Below are 15,763 nucleotides of genomic sequence, written 5' to 3' on the forward strand. Positions count from 1 at the left end.
TCATTTGTAAATTTTTCATTTAATAAAAAAATCCCTGAAGAATTAACTTCAGGGATCTTAATTTTATGAAAAGCCTAAAATTCTAATTTCAGCAATTTCAAACTCTTTTATTATTTTAAATTAGCTTACAGCAAATTCTTTATTTAAAATTTTCGTTGCTATATATTGTGCTACTCCATCTTCTGCATTAGTTTTAATGACTTCTAAATCAGGTAAAGTTTCCTTGAGCAATGCCGGAGCATTTCCCATAATTAAACCTTTTCCTGATGCAGATAACATTTGAACGTCATTGAAACCGTCTCCAAATGAAATCGCCTGATCCAGAGTAAAACCTTGTTTTTCAAGTACCATTTCGATCGCAACTGCTTTATCAATAGATTTATCCATAAATTCTAAACACGTTGGCAAGCTAAAAGCGTGGTGCAAATATTCTGAAGAATGGACTAAAATATCATCTTTCAACTTCACTAATTTTTCATGATTATCACAGGAGAAGAAAATTTTAATTGCGCCAAAATCTTCCAGGTTTTTATAATCAACCAATTCCGGATGGTATTTTAAATCGGCCTGAAAAGCATTTAGTTTTTCGCTCCATTTATTGGTTTGCCAAACATTTTCTTTGAATAAAACAACTGTAATTTCGGGATCGATTTCGACATTTAATGCAGCTTTTACAACATCACTATTTAAGTTGAATGCAAAAAGCTCTTCTTTTTCCGGTGAATGAATTCTGGCTCCGTTTGAACTTACAAGAAAAACCGGAACTTCCAGCGTTTCGATAATAGCCATTGCATCAAGATGATGACGTCCTGTAGCCACAACAATAAGATAATTTTGATTGTGAAGTTCCTGAAAAATTGATTTGGTGTAATCTGATATTCTGTGTTGAGGGTTGAGTAAAGTTCCGTCAAGGTCGGTCACTACAACTTTTATATTTTTTAATTTTGTCATATTAAAGATCAAGTATTTATGATGTGTAAATTTACGGCTTTACCGCAAGAAGAGCAAAGATAAAAGGGCTTTAAAGACCAAAATAGTTGAAGTTTATTATTTATTTAACTATTTCGTCAAATACTGTTTTTTTAGTTATGTTAATCAATATAAAATAGTTAATCACTAAATTGTCCATCATGTCCGCTTACTCTCGATAAGGCTGATCCATTTTTAAAAACTAATTGAAGTCCGTGTTCTTCCTCCCATTCACAACCGCAAGAAACACACAAATAAAAATCACCGTTTTCGTCCCAATTAATAATTATCTCATTTGGATAAACAAAATCCCAAATTTCTTCGACGGCTTTAATATCAAGGTCTTCCGTATATCCAAAGTTTAAAGTTTCATCATAATACTTAAAAACTAGTTGTGAATCTTTTATTCTTTCTTCTACAGTTATATTTAAGAAATTTTCTAATACTTTATCTGCTTCAGATAGATATGGTTCATGTTTTGCTTCTACAAATCCAATTTTTAATTTCTTGTTATTGAAATATGGTATTGTGTAAGGCTCGCTTTCAAAAAAATCTTCATCATATTCCAAAGGTTGAAGCTGTCCAACTATTTTCGATTCCATATAATTTATTCTAACTGTTTTTATATAATTCCAAAGCTTTCTGCAAAACCGTTTCAATTCTTTCCAACGGCAAATCTTCATTTGGGTCAAGTAACATAATCTTCATTCTCGAACGAGCTTCCTGAATTAAAAAAGGTTCATCAAAGTGTTTACCTTCAGCAATTCCGATATAAGGTTGTTTGAATTTCTTATGAATCCATAAATAGCAAAACATTTTTCCTTTATAACAAAAAAACGGCATTCCGTATTTTAGAACATTAGTAATGTCTTTGTCTTGTTTTAGAATAATTTCTTTTAATGCCAAAAATATCCCTTGTATGGGTTCTTCTTGTTTGAAGTAGAAATCATCCAGTTGTTTCATTTTTATAATTTTAATCTATAGTCCGTAACCTCTTTTCCAATCTTCCATTTTTTTTGGATGCTCGCTATCATTTGGATAATTTGCTTTCACAAACTCAAATTGTTCATCTGTTAACAAAACCATTCTTCCGTCATTGCCTGAACTAATAGGGTAAAATTGTTCTTTACTCTGTTGTAATTTAAGCTCACTATTTAACATTTCAATAAAGTTTATATATGAAATTCCCCAATCATTTTCACTAAAATCATTATCGTATGCTACATATTCTTTTCCATTCAACCTAATTGTATGTTTCCAATGTTTTTCAGTTTGATTATTATACTCCTCACAAAAAACAAGTTTCAAATTGAGTTTATCAAATGAAAGTTTTACTGTTTCTAAATATTGAATCAATCCTCCTCCTTCAAATAAAGTTTCAGAGTCAATAAAATAAAACCTATTATCAGTAAAAATTAAATCTTCTTTCATTAAACCTTCAAAAAATCTTAATTCATTATATGAAATTTCAAATTCAGCTTGTGTTATTTTCAAATCTGATTTATCTGTTAATTTAAAAAATCAAGTTTTGATAGTTCTGCTACAATTTCTTTACCTGATAATTTTGATTTATTATTTGATAAGTTCCCTCTGTTATTAACCTTATTTTGAGCATTTAATCTAAAAACGAAAAATAATAAGCCTATTACGAGAATAGTTACCGATTGCATCTTATCCATTCGAAGAATTTCTTAATTTATAAAGTTATTTCAAAAAAAATATTCGTTTTACACATTTCTAATAAAGATATGCATAAAACGAATATTAATAAATGTCAAAATACATTTCACGATTTACATTTGACATTTTATAAAATTAATCGTGATTTTCTATTTGTTTATACGCATCAATTACCTTTTTTACTAATCTGTGACGTACGATATCTTTATCATCAAGATAAATAATTCCAATTCCGTCAACGTCTTTCAAGACCAAAATCGCTTCTTTCAGACCAGAAATAGTTCTGCGTGGTAAATCGACCTGCCCGGGATCACCCGTAATCATGAATTTGGCATTTTTCCCCATACGGGTCAAAAACATCTTCATTTGCGAGTGTGTTGTATTTTGCGCTTCATCGAGAATTACAAAGGCGTTATCAAGCGTACGCCCACGCATAAATGCCAATGGCGCAATTTGAATAATTCCTTTTAAAATGTAATCTTCGAGCTTTTCGTTGGGTAACATATCGCGCAAAGCATCATAAAGAGGCTGCATGTACGGATCTAATTTTTCTTTCATATCGCCGGGTAAAAAACCAAGATTTTCTCCTGCTTCTACCGCTGGTCGCGTTAGTATGATCCTTTTTACTTCTTTGTCTTTTAGTGCTTTTACTGCCATTGCAACACCTGTATATGTTTTTCCGGTTCCGGCAGGACCTACAGCAAATACCATATCATTTTTCTTGATGGTATCTACCAGTAACTGCTGGTTGGGTGTCATGGCTTTTATTATTTTACCGCCAACTCCATGAACTAATATTTTGTCATGATCGTATGATTTTCTTTCATCCTGACCATCACTCATTATTACGCGTTCAATTACATTATCGTCAATGTTGTTGTATCGGGTAAAATGAAGCATAAGCCTCTGAAATCTTTTTTCGAATTCATCTAAAACTTCTTTTTCGCCAAATGCTTTCAAAGTGGTACCTCTCGCTACGATTTTAAGCTTTGGGTAATACTTTTTAATTATTTCAAGATGAGTGTCTTGAGCGCCCCAAAAGTCTTTTGGAGCGATGTCTATGAGCTCGATAATTCTTTCGTTCAAATGAGTTAATTTTAAATTAAAAATAAATCAGTTTTATAATCAGTGGTTGTCGGGTGTTTGTTTTAAAAAGTCGCAGTTTTTAGTCGCGGTCACAGTTTTAAAATCATTTTTGTTAAAATACTGAAAACTGAAACTGAAAACTAAGACTACTATATATTTTATCGCAATTTGTCTTTTCTTTCTTTCAATTTGAATTTAGTATTCTTAGATTTGCATTTCTCAAATTTAATGAAAATTAGATTTAAATACTACCAATAGTTATAAACAAAATTATGTCAATAATTACCCTTACTACCGATTACGGCTTAAAGGATCACTTTGTTGGTTCACTTAAGGGTAAAATTTTATCTGAGTATACAGAAGCTACAATTATTGACATTTCGCATGACGTTGATCCATTTAACACTGCAGAAGCAAGTTACATTGTTGGAGCTTCTTATTTGAGCTTTCCAAAAGGTACCGTGCACTTGATTGGGGTAGATATTGAGCGTAATAAAGAGAATCAGCATATTGCCATGCAATGGAACGATCATTACTTTATTTGTGCCGATAACGGAATTCTAAGTATGCTTACGCAGAAAATCGTTCCGCAGAAAATTGTCGAAATCAATATTCATGATCGTTTTCCGATTGAATACAGTGATTTGGATATTTTTATACAAGTAGCCTGTCATATCGCAAAAGGCGGATTATTGAATGTAATTGGTAAAGAAATTCAAGCCGTTAAAGAGGTTACAGAATTACAGGCTGTTGTTGCTGCAGATGGGAATACATTAAAGGGTTACGTAATTTATATTGATCATTTCGGGAACGTTGTGACTAATATTTCTAAAAAACAGTTTTTAGAAGTTTCGCGCGGTCGCCCGTATGAAATTGTGATGAAACCTAAAAGCATCAAAACTATTTTACCCAATTACTCTGCCATTGCAACTTCAGATAAGTACCCAATTAAAACTTATGAGGGAGAAAAACTGGCCATTTTTAATGAAGCAGGATTTCTCGAAATTGCTATTTTTAGAAGTAATCCTTCAAAAGTTGGTTCTGCAAATAGTTTATTAGGATTGAATTATCGTGATGTGATTACGATTAAGTTTTTGTAAGATAGTTTAGATTTTAGATTACAGAATTTACATTTTTTTTGAATACCTAAAAATGACGACAGTAAAAATTAAAAATATAAAACAAGGTGATCTCTTTAGCTTTATTGCTGACGATGGTAAATACAAAGCTCTTCTTTGTACAGGTATATACATTGATAAAAGCCCGAATAACTTTACTTTTTGCGCATTAACTTATAGTTCCTACGAAAAACCAACAATTGAGATAACTAAAGAAAGTAGTTTCTTTGGAGTTGGGGACGCTACAAAGAATAACATCTACAAACATTCAGATGAAGAATTAGAGAAAATGTGGATAATTCACCCTGAAATAAAACCATATATTTTAGGATGCTATAATTTTATTATATGGAGGAAAGACTTCATGAAATTTCGTGATAATTTTGAATTTATTGGCAATCTAAACGTCGTTAATAATATTGACAAAAATGGCAATGGAAGTGTAAATGCAAGTAATTGGGAGGGTTTAAAAAACTTGTTCAATGAAAAGCTTTATGAAATCATGAGTCAAAGAGATCAAAAGATATTTAAATTAAAATCAATAATTAAAGAATAATCAGAATACTAAATAGCAACTAAATTAAAGTTGCTAAAAAAATGTTTTCATAAGAAACAGAATTATAATAAAAAGAACAATCAATTTTGATACTTTTGCGCGCGTATTGCAGACTTTTCAATCTAAAATCTACGATCTCAAATCTAAAATTAAAATATGTTTGTTCGAATAGTAAAAATGAGTTTTCACGAAGAAAAAATTCCGGATTTTCTGGAGAATTTCGAAACTGTGAAAGACAAAATACGAAATGCAGAAGGAAATCGTTTTTTAGAGTTGTATCAGGATAAAAATGATAGATGCATCTTTTTTACTTACAGTTATTGGGAAACCGAAGAAGATTTAGAAAATTACAGACAATCTGAGCTTTTTAATTCTGTTTGGAGTTTTACAAAAAAGCTATTTAATGCAAAACCAGAAGCGTGGAGTGTGGATAAATTGGTTAGTTTAAATTAATAAAAAATGGAACGATTTAACCGCAAAGAACGCAAAGATTATATTTAATAAGGTTTTATAAAACACTAAGTTCGCAAAGCTTTGAGCGAAAACTTTGCGAACTTGGCGTAAAACTTTGCGTTCTTTGCGGTAAAAAACTTTTAGTTACAATAATCAAGCAATTTGAAACAAATCAACGATTAAACAAATAAACGAATAAACGTTATACATGAAATCAATCATTTTACGAGAAATAAAATCCTTTTTTGGCTCTCCTATTGGCTATTTGGTCATTGCTATTTTCTTAATTAGCAACGGACTATTTTTATGGGTATTTGAAGGAGATTATAATATATTGAAAAGCGGTTATGCTGATCTGACTCCGTTTTTTACTTTGGCGCCCTGGATTTTAATTTTTCTGATTCCGGCCGTTACGATGAGAAGTTTCTCTGATGAAAAAAAACAAGGAACATTAGAATTGCTATTAACCAAACCTTTGTCGATTTGGGAAATCGTAAACGGAAAATTTTTTGGTTCTCTCCTATTAATCATTTTAGCAATTATTCCAACTTTTATATATGTAAAAGTAATTTCGAATTTAGGTTTCCCTGAAGGAAATATCGATATGGGAAGTACAATTGGTTCTTATTTTGGATTATTGTTTCTGATTTCGGCTTATTCGGCAATTGGCATTTTTACTTCTACCTTATCCGAAAATCAGATTGTGGCTTTTATCATTGCCGTTTTCTTGTGTTTTATCTTTTATTTTGGATTTGAAGGTTTAGCTTCATTGATTCCCGGATCATTCAACATCATTTCGGCATTAGGCATGCAGGATCATTTTAAAAGTATGAGCCGAGGGGTAATTGATACTCGCGATGTGATTTACTTTTTGAGCATCACCGTATTATTTCTGTCTTTTACCGTTTATCAATTAAAATCTTTTAAAGCGTAATGAAAGCATCTACTCAACAAAATATCAAAACGTTAGGTATAACTGTTTTTGTTTTAATCGTTTTAAATGTTTTAGGAAGTTTATTTTTCCAGCGATTTGATTTGACCAAAGACAAACGCTATACTTTATCCGAAACCTCTTTACAAATCATAAAACAGGTTAAAAATCCGTTATCGATCAAGATCTATATGCAAGGCGATTTGCCGGCAGATTTTAAACGACTACAACAAGAAACGAGACAATTACTGGAAGAATTTCAGGCTTATAACAGCAATATTGTTTTCGAATTTGTAAACCCGATGGAAAACGAAGACGAAAGTATGGCTGTTGTAAAATCTTTGTTCCAAAAAGGTCTTACGCCAATAAACATTACTGTTGATGACAAAGGAAAACAATCTCAGGCAATGGTGTTCCCGTGGGCAGTTGCGGTTTATAACAATAAAGAAGTCAATATTCCATTATTAAAGAATATAATGGGCGCTTCGACTACACAAAAAGTAATTGGGTCTATTCAGCATTTAGAATATTCTATTGCAGATGCCATCAATAAAATCAGCAAAGACAGACAAAAGAAAGTTGCTATTATAAAAGGAAACGGAGAACTAAACGAAGTTCATATTGCCAAAATGCTAATGCAAATTCGCGAAAGCTATTACATTGGGCCTTTTACTTTAGATTCGGTAACTAAAAATCCAACCGGAACTTTAGACGCTTTAAAAAAATACGATTTAGCCATTATTTCAAAACCAACCCAAAGTTTTTCTGATGAAGAAAAACAAGTTTTGGATCAGTTTATCATGAACGGTGGAAAAACCTTATGGCTTATCGATCAGGTTGCAGCTGATATGGACAGTTTGTACAATCAATCCGGTGCAACTTTAGCCTATCCTAGAGACTTAAATCTAAATGATATGTTCTTCAAATACGGATTCAGAATAAATCCTGATCTGGTAAAAGATGAACGAGGAAGCAAATTAAAATTAGCTACTGGCGAACAAGGAAGCGCTACACAATATCAGGAATTTATCTGGAAATTTTCTCCGGTTGTAATACCAACCAGCAATAATCCGATCGTAAAAAATCTGGGAGAAATTAAATTTGATTTCGCCAGTCCGATTGACACTTTGAAAAACGGAATTAAAAAAACAGTTCTATTACAATCGTCCCAGTATTCAAAAGCAATTGGAACTCCAACGGAGATTAACCTGGGCAGCGTAACCGAAAAAACTTCGCCTCAGGATTATATCAACACAGGAAATAAACCACTTTCTGTTTTATTAGAGGGTTCTTTTCACTCGGCTTTTGAGAATCGTGTGTTGCCTTTCAAGGAAAATTCTTTTGTAGCAAAAGGAAAACCCAATAAAATGATTGTGATTGCCGATGGAGATTTGGCCAGAAATCAATTGGATAAAAACATGATGCCGGTAGAATTAGGTTACGATCAGCGTACAGGTATTTTATACGACAACAAAGATTTTATGATGAATTGTATTAATTATTTGCTGGATGATACGGGACTTATTAACATTAGAAGCAAAGATGTTAGCTTGCCTTTATTAGACGGAGACAAAGTTTACAAGAATTACAGCCTGACGCAATTCATAACTATCGGACTTCCAATTCTAATATTATTAGTTTTTGGATTGGCTTTTACTTACATCCGTAAAAGAAAATACAGCAAATAGATGTTAATAAAAAAATTGCGAAACTAAGATTGTTTACGATATATTTGTAAAACCTATCTTAGTTGAAGAAATACTAAGGAAAAGTGCAAAAAAATAAAACAAAAGAGATGAAATTTATAGTATCGAGTTCGTACTTATTAAAACAATTACAAGTTTTAGGTAGTGTAATCAACAGTAACAATACGTTGCCTATTTTAGATAACTTTTTATTTGAACTAGACAATAATGAGTTGACAGTTTCAGCTTCGGATCTTGAAACTACAATGTCTGCTACATTATCAATCGATTCTACAAGCAAAGGAAGTGTTGCTGTACCGGCGAAACTTTTGCTTGAAATTTTGAAAACGTTTCCAGAGCAACCTTTAACTTTTACAGTTGAAGAAAACAATACGGTTGAAATTAGTTCAAATTCTGGTAAATATGCTTTAGCATATGCTGCAGGAGAAGAATTTCCTAAATCGGTAAATCTTGAAGATCCTTCTGTAACTCTTGTCCCTGCTGATGTTTTGGCAACTGCTGTAAGTAAAACAATCTTTGCTGCCGGAAATGATGATTTACGTCCGGTAATGTCTGGAGTTTTCTTCCAGTTCTCTCCGGAAGGTTTGACTTTTGTTGCTACAGATGCTCATAAATTGGTAAAATATGCCCGTACAGATGTAAAAGCATCTCAGGTAGCTGATTTTATTATGCCAAAGAAACCTTTGAATATTTTAAAAAGTATTTTAGGAAGTTCTGATGCTGAAGTAAAAATTGAATACAACGATTCGAATGCTACTTTCTCATTTGATAATTATATTTTAATGTGTCGTTTGATCGACGGAAAATACCCTAATTACGAAGCGGTAATCCCGAAAGAGAATCCAAACAAGTTAATGATCGACCGTTCTTTATTTTTAAGTTCAGTAAAACGTGTTGCGATTTTCTCAAACAAAACAACACACCAAATTCGTTTAAAAATTGCAGGAGCTGAATTGAATGTTTCTGCCGAAGATATCGATTACTCTAACAAAGCTGAAGAAAGATTGACTTGTGATTATCAGGGAGATGATCTTCAAATTGGTTTTAACTCTCGTTTTTTAACAGAGATGTTAACCAACTTACAATCGGATATGATTATGTTAGAAATGTCATTACCTAACAGAGCCGGGATTCTTACGCCAGTTGATGGCTTAGAAGAAGGTGAAACTGTTACAATGTTGGTAATGCCTGTGATGTTAAATAGTTAACATCAAAACTTCTTTTTGTTACAGGGATTTTTTTTAGTTTCAAATTAAAGACATATCATTGTAAAAAAAATATCGCTATTAACCAACCATTTTTTATACCTAGAAACCGCAATTCTTTTTTTAAGATTTGCGGTTTTTTATTTGGAGGATTTTTTGTTTCAAGTTTCAGGTTGAAATGCGATTATGGTTTGTGCTGATTTTACCACAAAGTACGCAAAGTTTTTAATGGTTTGTTTTTAAGATAAAAAAGTTCGCAAAGCTGAATCGAAATAAAACTTTGCGAACTTTGCATTATTTTATAAAGAGAACCTTTATGAACTTTGCGAAAAATCTTTGCGTGCTTTGCGGTAAAAAACACGAGACAGGAAACCTGAAACTTTTTTTCTAACTTTGTAATATGAAAATAGAGATTTGGTCGGACATCATGTGTCCGTTTTGTTATATCGGAAAAAGACAACTGGAAACCGCTTTAGCTGAGTTTCCAAATGGTGAATTTGAAATTGAGTGGAAAAGTTTTCAACTTGACCCCACTATTACACCGCAAGCCGGTAAAGACGTTTTTACGTTTCTGGCAGAACGAAAAGGTATTTCGGCTGAGCAATCAATAGAAATGCATAAAGGTGTCACAGAACGCGCAAAAAGCGTTGGTTTGGATTATCATTTTGACAAAGCTATTATTTCAAATTCTTTAACCTCTCATCGTATTATACAATTGGCTAAAACCAAAAAATTAGGCGATGAAATGGAAGAAATTTTCTTTAAATCTTATTTTACTGAAGGAAGGGATTTAAATGATACAGAAACTTTAATAGAGTTGGCTGTAAAAGCTGGCTTAGATTCTAATGAAGTAAAAGAAGTTATTGACAATGAAAATCTTTATTTAGATAATGTTCATTCGGATATTCATGAAGCGAATGAAATTGGTGTGCAGGGAGTTCCGTTTTTTGTTTTTGACAGGAAATATGCGGTTTCAGGCGCGCAGCCAGTTGAGGCTTTTGTGAATACGATTAAGGAAGGATTGAAGTAAAAACATAATTTTGTCATCCTGACGGAGGAAGGATCACACTCGTAGCTCGACAAAGATTGACGACTTTTATTGCGGAGTTTTTAGTGTGATCCTTCCTGCGTCAGGATGACAAATTAAACAAAAAATTGGAACGCTCTTCGACTTCGCTCAGAGTGACAAATTTCAAGATTAATTTTATTTTGAAAACGAATGCCCTAGCCCTGATAGAAGTGGAAATCCTTTTTTGTCCGCCGCGGCGGACAAAAAAGATTGGAACGGATAGCAGGAAATAGCTCCTAATTCAAATTTAAATTCTAAAGTTTAAAAAATCCAAATTCCAAACAATCTAAACTCTACAATCTAAAATTATATCACTCCCATTTTCTGCATTAAGAAAGTGGCGCTTCTATTTTTACAAATTCCGTTGCGGAGTTTGTAATCGAAATGAAGGTCGTTGTTTTGAATTTCTACTTCGAAACATTGATTGGTTAGTATATCAGGATATTCGTTGGTTGTGAGGCAAACTTCAATATCATGTGTGGCGATGGCGCCAATGGCATTTTTAGCAATGATTTTTTTTACTACTTCTATTGTTCCGTTACGTTTATCATCAGAATTTGTTCCTCTTAATATTTCGTCTAATAATACAAAAGCCGGACGTTCTTCTAAGGCATCCATAATTTGCTTTAAACGCTTTATTTCGGCAAAGAAATAGGATTCGCTATCGGCTAAAGAATCTGATAATCGCATTGAAACTAAAACTGGAAGTGGATGCATGTTTGCTTTTGACGCACAAACAACTGATCCTATTCCGCCTAAAACCATATTGATTCCTAAACTTCTTAAAAAAGTACTTTTTCCGGACATATTAGAACCGGTTAAAATCATATAGGATTGCGGATAAAAATGGGTATCATTCCCTACTCTTGTTACAGGATTAAGTAATGGATGGCTTAGGTCTGAAAATCCGATTTTATATTCTGAATTGATTTCAGGAAAAACAAAATCAGGATTATTATAGGCCAGATTTGCCAAACTGTTCAGGGCTTCAAATTCGCCAATAATTGTAATCCATTTTTCGAGTTCGGTCGAATAATTGTCTTTCCATTTTAAAAGTGCTTTTAAAACATGCAGATTGAATAAAAATGTTCCGTTGAAGACCGTAGCTGTCACAAAATTGTTGATAGTATCCATTCTCGAAAACAATTCAGACAAGTCTTTTAAATGTGTACTTGCCGTTGCGTTTCTAAAAACAAGCTGTTGCTGCAGGTCGATTAATTTCTTTGACTGAAAATTTTCGGTTTCAATTTTCTGAACCAATAAACTGTATTGTTTGATGATTTTATCTACGTTATCTGCTTTTGCAATTTCGGATTGTATGCGTTTAAAAGATTGTCCTAATACAATTAGATTTGCAATAAAAACATAGGTAAGATAAGATAATAAGATTGTTTTTGATGTGATAAAATAGGCTGCCAAAAATCCTAAAAACAGCACTGGAAGAATAACCGATAATGCAACTATAACTTTAGGTAGCGTGTTATTTTTAAATGAATTCCAGTAAAGTAGTGATTCGTATGAATCTTTAGAATCATTACTAATCATTGCCAGAGCCAAAAAATCCTGACGCCAGTCGATTTTGGTTTTAAGTTCATTTATTGCTTCCTGATTTTCCAGAATAGTTTCATTAGAAGACAAGTTCAATAACTGATTGGCTAATGTTTTTTTTCCGATAAACGTGGCAGTTCTGTTGATGTTTTGAAATAAAGAATGCTCTCCAAAAATATCCAGATCGTAAGCATAAGGATGATGAAAATCGTTGAATTCGATTCCGTTTTCAAAAGGGATTTTTTCTCTTTTTAGATACGTAATTTCATCTTTATTGATTTTTAAAATGGCTTTTGTAAGCTCTCTTTTAAATGACAATTTTGAGTGGATTCTCATTAAAAAAAGAAAACCAACAAAAGATAGAAAAGCAAAAGCGGCGTATAAGATTTCGTTTGTTTTTATGTAATAGAACAATAAAAATAAACAAAGAAAAACACTCAAAAGACGCAGGAAACTTATGCTATTGTATCTTTTATTGATTTTATTGAAAATTGCAGTATAGTGCTCGACTTTATTTTGATATGATTCCATTTTTTGAATTTAATGAAATACAAATATAGGTTTTACACTTACAAATTTACTATCAAAGCAAAATTTTAGGTTTCGTGCATTACTAAAACCGGCACAGAAACTTCTTTGGCAATTTTTTTAGTGAAACTAGAGTCAAAAAGACCTTCAAAGAATGATCTTTTGTGTGTTATTGTCGTAAGGACGTCTATATCTTTATACAATATAAAATCAAGAATAGTTTCTTTTACTTCGTCGCTTGGCAGAACCAGAAACTCAATATTTTCATTTGCAAATTCTTTTTCCCATTCTTTAATCGTCACATCAGAAACATCTGAACTTGAAGTTTTAACGTACAAGCTTTTTACTTTTGCATTTGTTTTTTTGGCAATATCCAGTACTTTTCTAAGTTCGACTTTGTCTTTTTCGCGGTATCGGGTTGTGAAACCAATGTTTTTTATTTTTTTGAATTTTGTATCGGCAGGAATGCATAAAACAGGAACCTGAATTTCTGAAATTACAGCGCTTGTATTTGATCCCAGGAAAAATTTTGTCCAGTCTGTTTCTCCTGATGATCCCATAATTACAAAATCTACCTTGTCTTCTTCGACGGCATTTTTTAAGTTATAAATCAAATCTCCATCCATCAGACGGTGTTTTATTACAATGTCGCCTAAATTTCGTTCGTCTGCAATGGTTCTTAACTTTGGAATTTCGTCTTTGAACATTTCAAATTTGGCTAATTCTATCGAGCTGTAAATCGCGGCATAGTTTTCCGGAAAAAATTGGCTGTCGTATACCGGGATTTCAAAAGTATGTAACAAAATAAGTTCGGCATTAACCACTTTTGCAAATTCTAAAGCATGCACAAATGCATTTGTTGCACATTCGGAAAAATCGGTGGGGAATAATATTTTTTTCATTTTGATTGTGATTTAGAAGTTGTTCTCTCAAATTTAGTCATTCTATAATAAAAATACTCTGACAATTATCAGTATTTTAACATTTAATAATTTATTGATAAATATATTTTTATTGATGAAAAGAACATGCTTTAGGTACGGTCTTAAAGACTCAACTTTATTGCTTTTTTTATACCTTTGCGGCATGATAAATCAAGATTCTATAGTTGCATTAGCTACTCCATCCGGAGCGGGGGCTATTGCTATAATTCGAATTTCGGGTTCTAAAGCGATTGCTATTGGAAATTCGGTTTTTAAATCCATCAAAAACAAAGACTTAACCAGGCAAAAAACGCATACTTTGCATTTGGGGCATATTGTCGATGATTCGAAAACACTTGACGAGGTATTGGTTTCTGTATTTAAAGGACCAAACTCTTATACAGGCGAAAATACAATCGAAATTTCTTGTCACGGTTCTACTTATATTCAGCAGCAAATTATTCAGTTATTATTGAGAAAAGGCTGTCGTATGGCTGATGCGGGTGAATTTACTTTAAGAGCTTTCCTGAACGGAAAACTGGATTTATCGCAGGCAGAAGCTGTTGCGGATTTGATTTCATCTGATAATGAAGCTTCTCACCAAATTGCAATGCAGCAAATGCGCGGTGGTTTTAGTAATGAGATTGCCAAATTACGTGAGGAGCTTTTAAACTTCGCTTCGTTAATAGAATTAGAACTGGATTTTGCAGAAGAGGATGTAGAATTTGCCGACAGAACTCAGTTTCATGAATTATTGAACCGAATTGAATTTGTTTTAAAACGCTTAATAGATTCATTTGCGGTTGGAAACGTAATCAAAAACGGAATTCCGGTTGCTATTGTTGGTGAACCAAACGTGGGTAAATCGACTTTACTAAATGCTCTATTAAATGAAGAACGCGCCATAGTTTCGGACATTGCGGGAACTACTCGTGATACTATCGAAGATGAGTTGGTTATTGGCGGAATTGGTTTTAGATTCATCGATACGGCGGGAATTCGTGAAACTAAAGATGTTGTAGAAAGTATTGGAATCAGAAAAACTTTCGAAAAAATTGAGCAGGCACAGGTGGTTATTTATTTATTCGATGGTTTGAAGTTTCAGGTTTCAAGTTCTGAATTTGTTTCTGAAATTGAACAAATCAAAAATAAATATCCGCTAAAACCTTTGGTTATTGTCGTAAATAAAAAAGATATATTGTCTGCTGATGAAGTAGCAAACATCACCACTAAGCTTGAAAATCTGAATGCAAAGCTCTTATTAATCTCGGCGAAAGAGAAAATTGGTGTTGACGATTTGAAGAATGAGTTACTTTCGTTTGTAAATACAGGAGCCCTTCGTAACAACGAAACAATTGTAACGAATACAAGACATTATGATTCGTTATTAAAAGCTTTAGATGAAATACAAAAAGTAAAATACGGTCTTGAAACCAATCTTTCAAGTGACCTGATTGCGCTAGATATCCGTGAAGCTTTATACCAATTCGGGTTGATCACAGGCCAGGTCTCAAATGACGAATTATTAGGAAATATCTTCGCAAATTTCTGCATCGGAAAATAGACAAACAATACAAAACAACTACACCTAAACGAATTAAAATATTGATTATCAATATTTTAATTCGTTTTTTTGTTTATTTATTTTTTTTTTGGATTCTATATGATGTTTTGCTTAAATTTTTACTATATAATTTTATTAGATCAAATAGAAGAACATAACCATCTAAAATATTATTAGTCCCAGCAGCACTCTCTAGATAATCGGCATGAAATCGTAATCAACAAAGATGAACTTTCAATCAAGAATTTAAGATCAACTTAATATTGGTAAAAAACATGATTGTTAATCTAAAAAATTAGTCATGACAATAAAAATAAAGTCTTTTTTTATATTGTAGTATTTTTATTTACTTTTGGCCTGCATTAACATTTAACTATTATAGTAACGATCACTAATTAAAATCGTTAAAACTTACACCTCTAACAAC

The 15,763-nt window shown here is 32.4% G+C and carries 15 protein-coding genes; 8 read left to right on the top strand and 7 right to left on the bottom strand.

Going from position 1 to position 15,763, the window contains the following annotated elements:
• Positions 1 to 120: 120 nt before the first annotated feature.
• The 5 genes from LNP81_RS21750 to LNP81_RS21770 form a co-directional block, all read right to left on the bottom strand.
• On the bottom strand, positions 121 to 951 hold the full coding sequence (locus LNP81_RS21750; RefSeq protein ID WP_230039386.1) for a Cof-type HAD-IIB family hydrolase: 831 nt from the start codon (positions 949 to 951) through the stop codon (positions 121 to 123).
• 158 nt (positions 952 to 1,109) lie between these two features.
• Positions 1,110 to 1,571 (bottom strand): DUF6985 domain-containing protein, encoded by a 462-nt coding sequence (locus LNP81_RS21755; RefSeq protein ID WP_230039387.1) that lies wholly within the window; start codon positions 1,569 to 1,571, stop codon positions 1,110 to 1,112.
• 10 nt (positions 1,572 to 1,581) lie between these two features.
• Positions 1,582 to 1,932: a DUF1801 domain-containing protein gene (locus LNP81_RS21760; protein ID WP_230039388.1), complete on the bottom strand. Its 351-nt coding sequence runs from the start codon at positions 1,930 to 1,932 to the stop codon at positions 1,582 to 1,584.
• 15 nt (positions 1,933 to 1,947) lie between these two features.
• The gene (locus LNP81_RS21765; RefSeq protein ID WP_230039389.1) at positions 1,948 to 2,463 is read right to left on the bottom strand and encodes a hypothetical protein; all 516 of its coding nucleotides are present in this window, start codon (positions 2,461 to 2,463) and stop codon (positions 1,948 to 1,950) included.
• 321 nt (positions 2,464 to 2,784) lie between these two features.
• Positions 2,785 to 3,735 carry a PhoH family protein gene (locus tag LNP81_RS21770; RefSeq protein WP_056190794.1) on the bottom strand — a complete coding sequence of 317 codons (951 nt, stop codon included), beginning with the start codon at positions 3,733 to 3,735 and terminating at the stop codon, positions 2,785 to 2,787.
• Positions 3,736 to 4,007: 272 nt separating this feature from the next.
• Here LNP81_RS21770 and LNP81_RS21775 point away from each other — a divergent pair, with 272 nt between their 5' ends.
• From LNP81_RS21775 to LNP81_RS21805, 7 genes are all read left to right on the top strand, one after another.
• Complete coding sequence (locus LNP81_RS21775) at positions 4,008 to 4,835, top strand: SAM hydrolase/SAM-dependent halogenase family protein (RefSeq protein WP_230039390.1); 828 nt, start codon at positions 4,008 to 4,010, stop codon at positions 4,833 to 4,835.
• 52 nt (positions 4,836 to 4,887) lie between these two features.
• Positions 4,888 to 5,409, top strand: a complete 522-nt coding sequence (locus LNP81_RS21780) for a hypothetical protein (protein ID WP_230039391.1) — start codon at positions 4,888 to 4,890, stop codon at positions 5,407 to 5,409.
• Positions 5,410 to 5,565: 156 nt separating this feature from the next.
• Positions 5,566 to 5,862: a putative quinol monooxygenase gene (locus LNP81_RS21785; RefSeq protein ID WP_230039392.1), complete on the top strand. Its 297-nt coding sequence runs from the start codon at positions 5,566 to 5,568 to the stop codon at positions 5,860 to 5,862.
• Positions 5,863 to 6,070: 208 nt separating this feature from the next.
• Entirely contained in the window at positions 6,071 to 6,796 is a 726-nt protein-coding gene (gene gldF, locus LNP81_RS21790) for a gliding motility-associated ABC transporter permease subunit GldF (RefSeq protein WP_230039393.1), read from the top strand.
• Positions 6,796 to 8,481, top strand: a complete 1,686-nt coding sequence (gldG, locus tag LNP81_RS21795) for a gliding motility-associated ABC transporter substrate-binding protein GldG (RefSeq protein WP_230039394.1) — start codon at positions 6,796 to 6,798, stop codon at positions 8,479 to 8,481. Before gldF ends, gldG begins: the two co-directional genes overlap by 1 nt.
• Positions 8,482 to 8,588: 107 nt before the next feature.
• Positions 8,589 to 9,707 carry a DNA polymerase III subunit beta gene (gene dnaN, locus LNP81_RS21800; protein WP_065448533.1) on the top strand — a complete coding sequence of 373 codons (1,119 nt, stop codon included), beginning with the start codon at positions 8,589 to 8,591 and terminating at the stop codon, positions 9,705 to 9,707.
• Positions 9,708 to 10,104: 397 nt separating this feature from the next.
• A complete protein-coding gene (locus tag LNP81_RS21805; protein ID WP_230039395.1) occupies positions 10,105 to 10,734 on the top strand; it encodes a DsbA family oxidoreductase in 630 nt (209 codons plus the stop codon).
• A gap of 345 nt (positions 10,735 to 11,079) precedes the next feature.
• Here LNP81_RS21805 and LNP81_RS21810 read toward each other — a convergent pair whose 3' ends face one another.
• Both LNP81_RS21810 and LNP81_RS21815 read right to left on the bottom strand, forming a co-directional pair.
• Positions 11,080 to 12,852, bottom strand: coding sequence for a MutS-related protein (locus LNP81_RS21810; RefSeq protein WP_230039396.1), 1,773 nt, complete (start codon positions 12,850 to 12,852; stop codon positions 11,080 to 11,082).
• Between the two features lie 65 nt (positions 12,853 to 12,917).
• Positions 12,918 to 13,751, bottom strand: coding sequence for a universal stress protein (locus LNP81_RS21815; RefSeq protein WP_230039397.1), 834 nt, complete (start codon positions 13,749 to 13,751; stop codon positions 12,918 to 12,920).
• A 184-nt stretch (positions 13,752 to 13,935) separates the two neighbouring features.
• On the opposite strand from LNP81_RS21815, the gene mnmE reads away from it, so the two are divergent.
• On the top strand, positions 13,936 to 15,336 hold the full coding sequence (mnmE, locus tag LNP81_RS21820) for a tRNA uridine-5-carboxymethylaminomethyl(34) synthesis GTPase MnmE (RefSeq protein WP_230039398.1): 1,401 nt from the start codon (positions 13,936 to 13,938) through the stop codon (positions 15,334 to 15,336).
• The last annotated feature ends 427 nt before the right edge of the window (positions 15,337 to 15,763 follow it).

The organism is Flavobacterium piscisymbiosum (assembly GCF_020905295.1).
Taxonomy (GTDB): domain Bacteria; phylum Bacteroidota; class Bacteroidia; order Flavobacteriales; family Flavobacteriaceae; genus Flavobacterium; species Flavobacterium piscisymbiosum.

What these genes read in the sequence shown, in the direction of transcription:
- mnmE (WP_230039398.1), top strand. Translation starts at nt 13,936, where the DNA reads ATGATAAATCAAGATTCTATAGTTGCATTAGCTACTCCATCCGGAGCG.
- LNP81_RS21750 (WP_230039386.1), bottom strand. Translation starts at nt 951, where the DNA reads ATGACAAAATTAAAAAATATAAAAGTTGTAGTGACCGACCTTGACGGA.
- LNP81_RS21780 (WP_230039391.1), top strand. Translation starts at nt 4,888, where the DNA reads ATGACGACAGTAAAAATTAAAAATATAAAACAAGGTGATCTCTTTAGC.
- LNP81_RS21805 (WP_230039395.1), top strand. Translation starts at nt 10,105, where the DNA reads ATGAAAATAGAGATTTGGTCGGACATCATGTGTCCGTTTTGTTATATC.
- LNP81_RS21810 (WP_230039396.1), bottom strand. Translation starts at nt 12,852, where the DNA reads ATGGAATCATATCAAAATAAAGTCGAGCACTATACTGCAATTTTCAAT.
- LNP81_RS21755 (WP_230039387.1), bottom strand. Translation starts at nt 1,571, where the DNA reads ATGGAATCGAAAATAGTTGGACAGCTTCAACCTTTGGAATATGATGAA.
- LNP81_RS21760 (WP_230039388.1), bottom strand. Translation starts at nt 1,932, where the DNA reads ATGAAACAACTGGATGATTTCTACTTCAAACAAGAAGAACCCATACAA.
- gldF (WP_230039393.1), top strand. Translation starts at nt 6,071, where the DNA reads ATGAAATCAATCATTTTACGAGAAATAAAATCCTTTTTTGGCTCTCCT.
- gldG (WP_230039394.1), top strand. Translation starts at nt 6,796, where the DNA reads ATGAAAGCATCTACTCAACAAAATATCAAAACGTTAGGTATAACTGTT.
- LNP81_RS21775 (WP_230039390.1), top strand. Translation starts at nt 4,008, where the DNA reads ATGTCAATAATTACCCTTACTACCGATTACGGCTTAAAGGATCACTTT.
- dnaN (WP_065448533.1), top strand. Translation starts at nt 8,589, where the DNA reads ATGAAATTTATAGTATCGAGTTCGTACTTATTAAAACAATTACAAGTT.
- LNP81_RS21815 (WP_230039397.1), bottom strand. Translation starts at nt 13,751, where the DNA reads ATGAAAAAAATATTATTCCCCACCGATTTTTCCGAATGTGCAACAAAT.
- LNP81_RS21785 (WP_230039392.1), top strand. Translation starts at nt 5,566, where the DNA reads ATGTTTGTTCGAATAGTAAAAATGAGTTTTCACGAAGAAAAAATTCCG.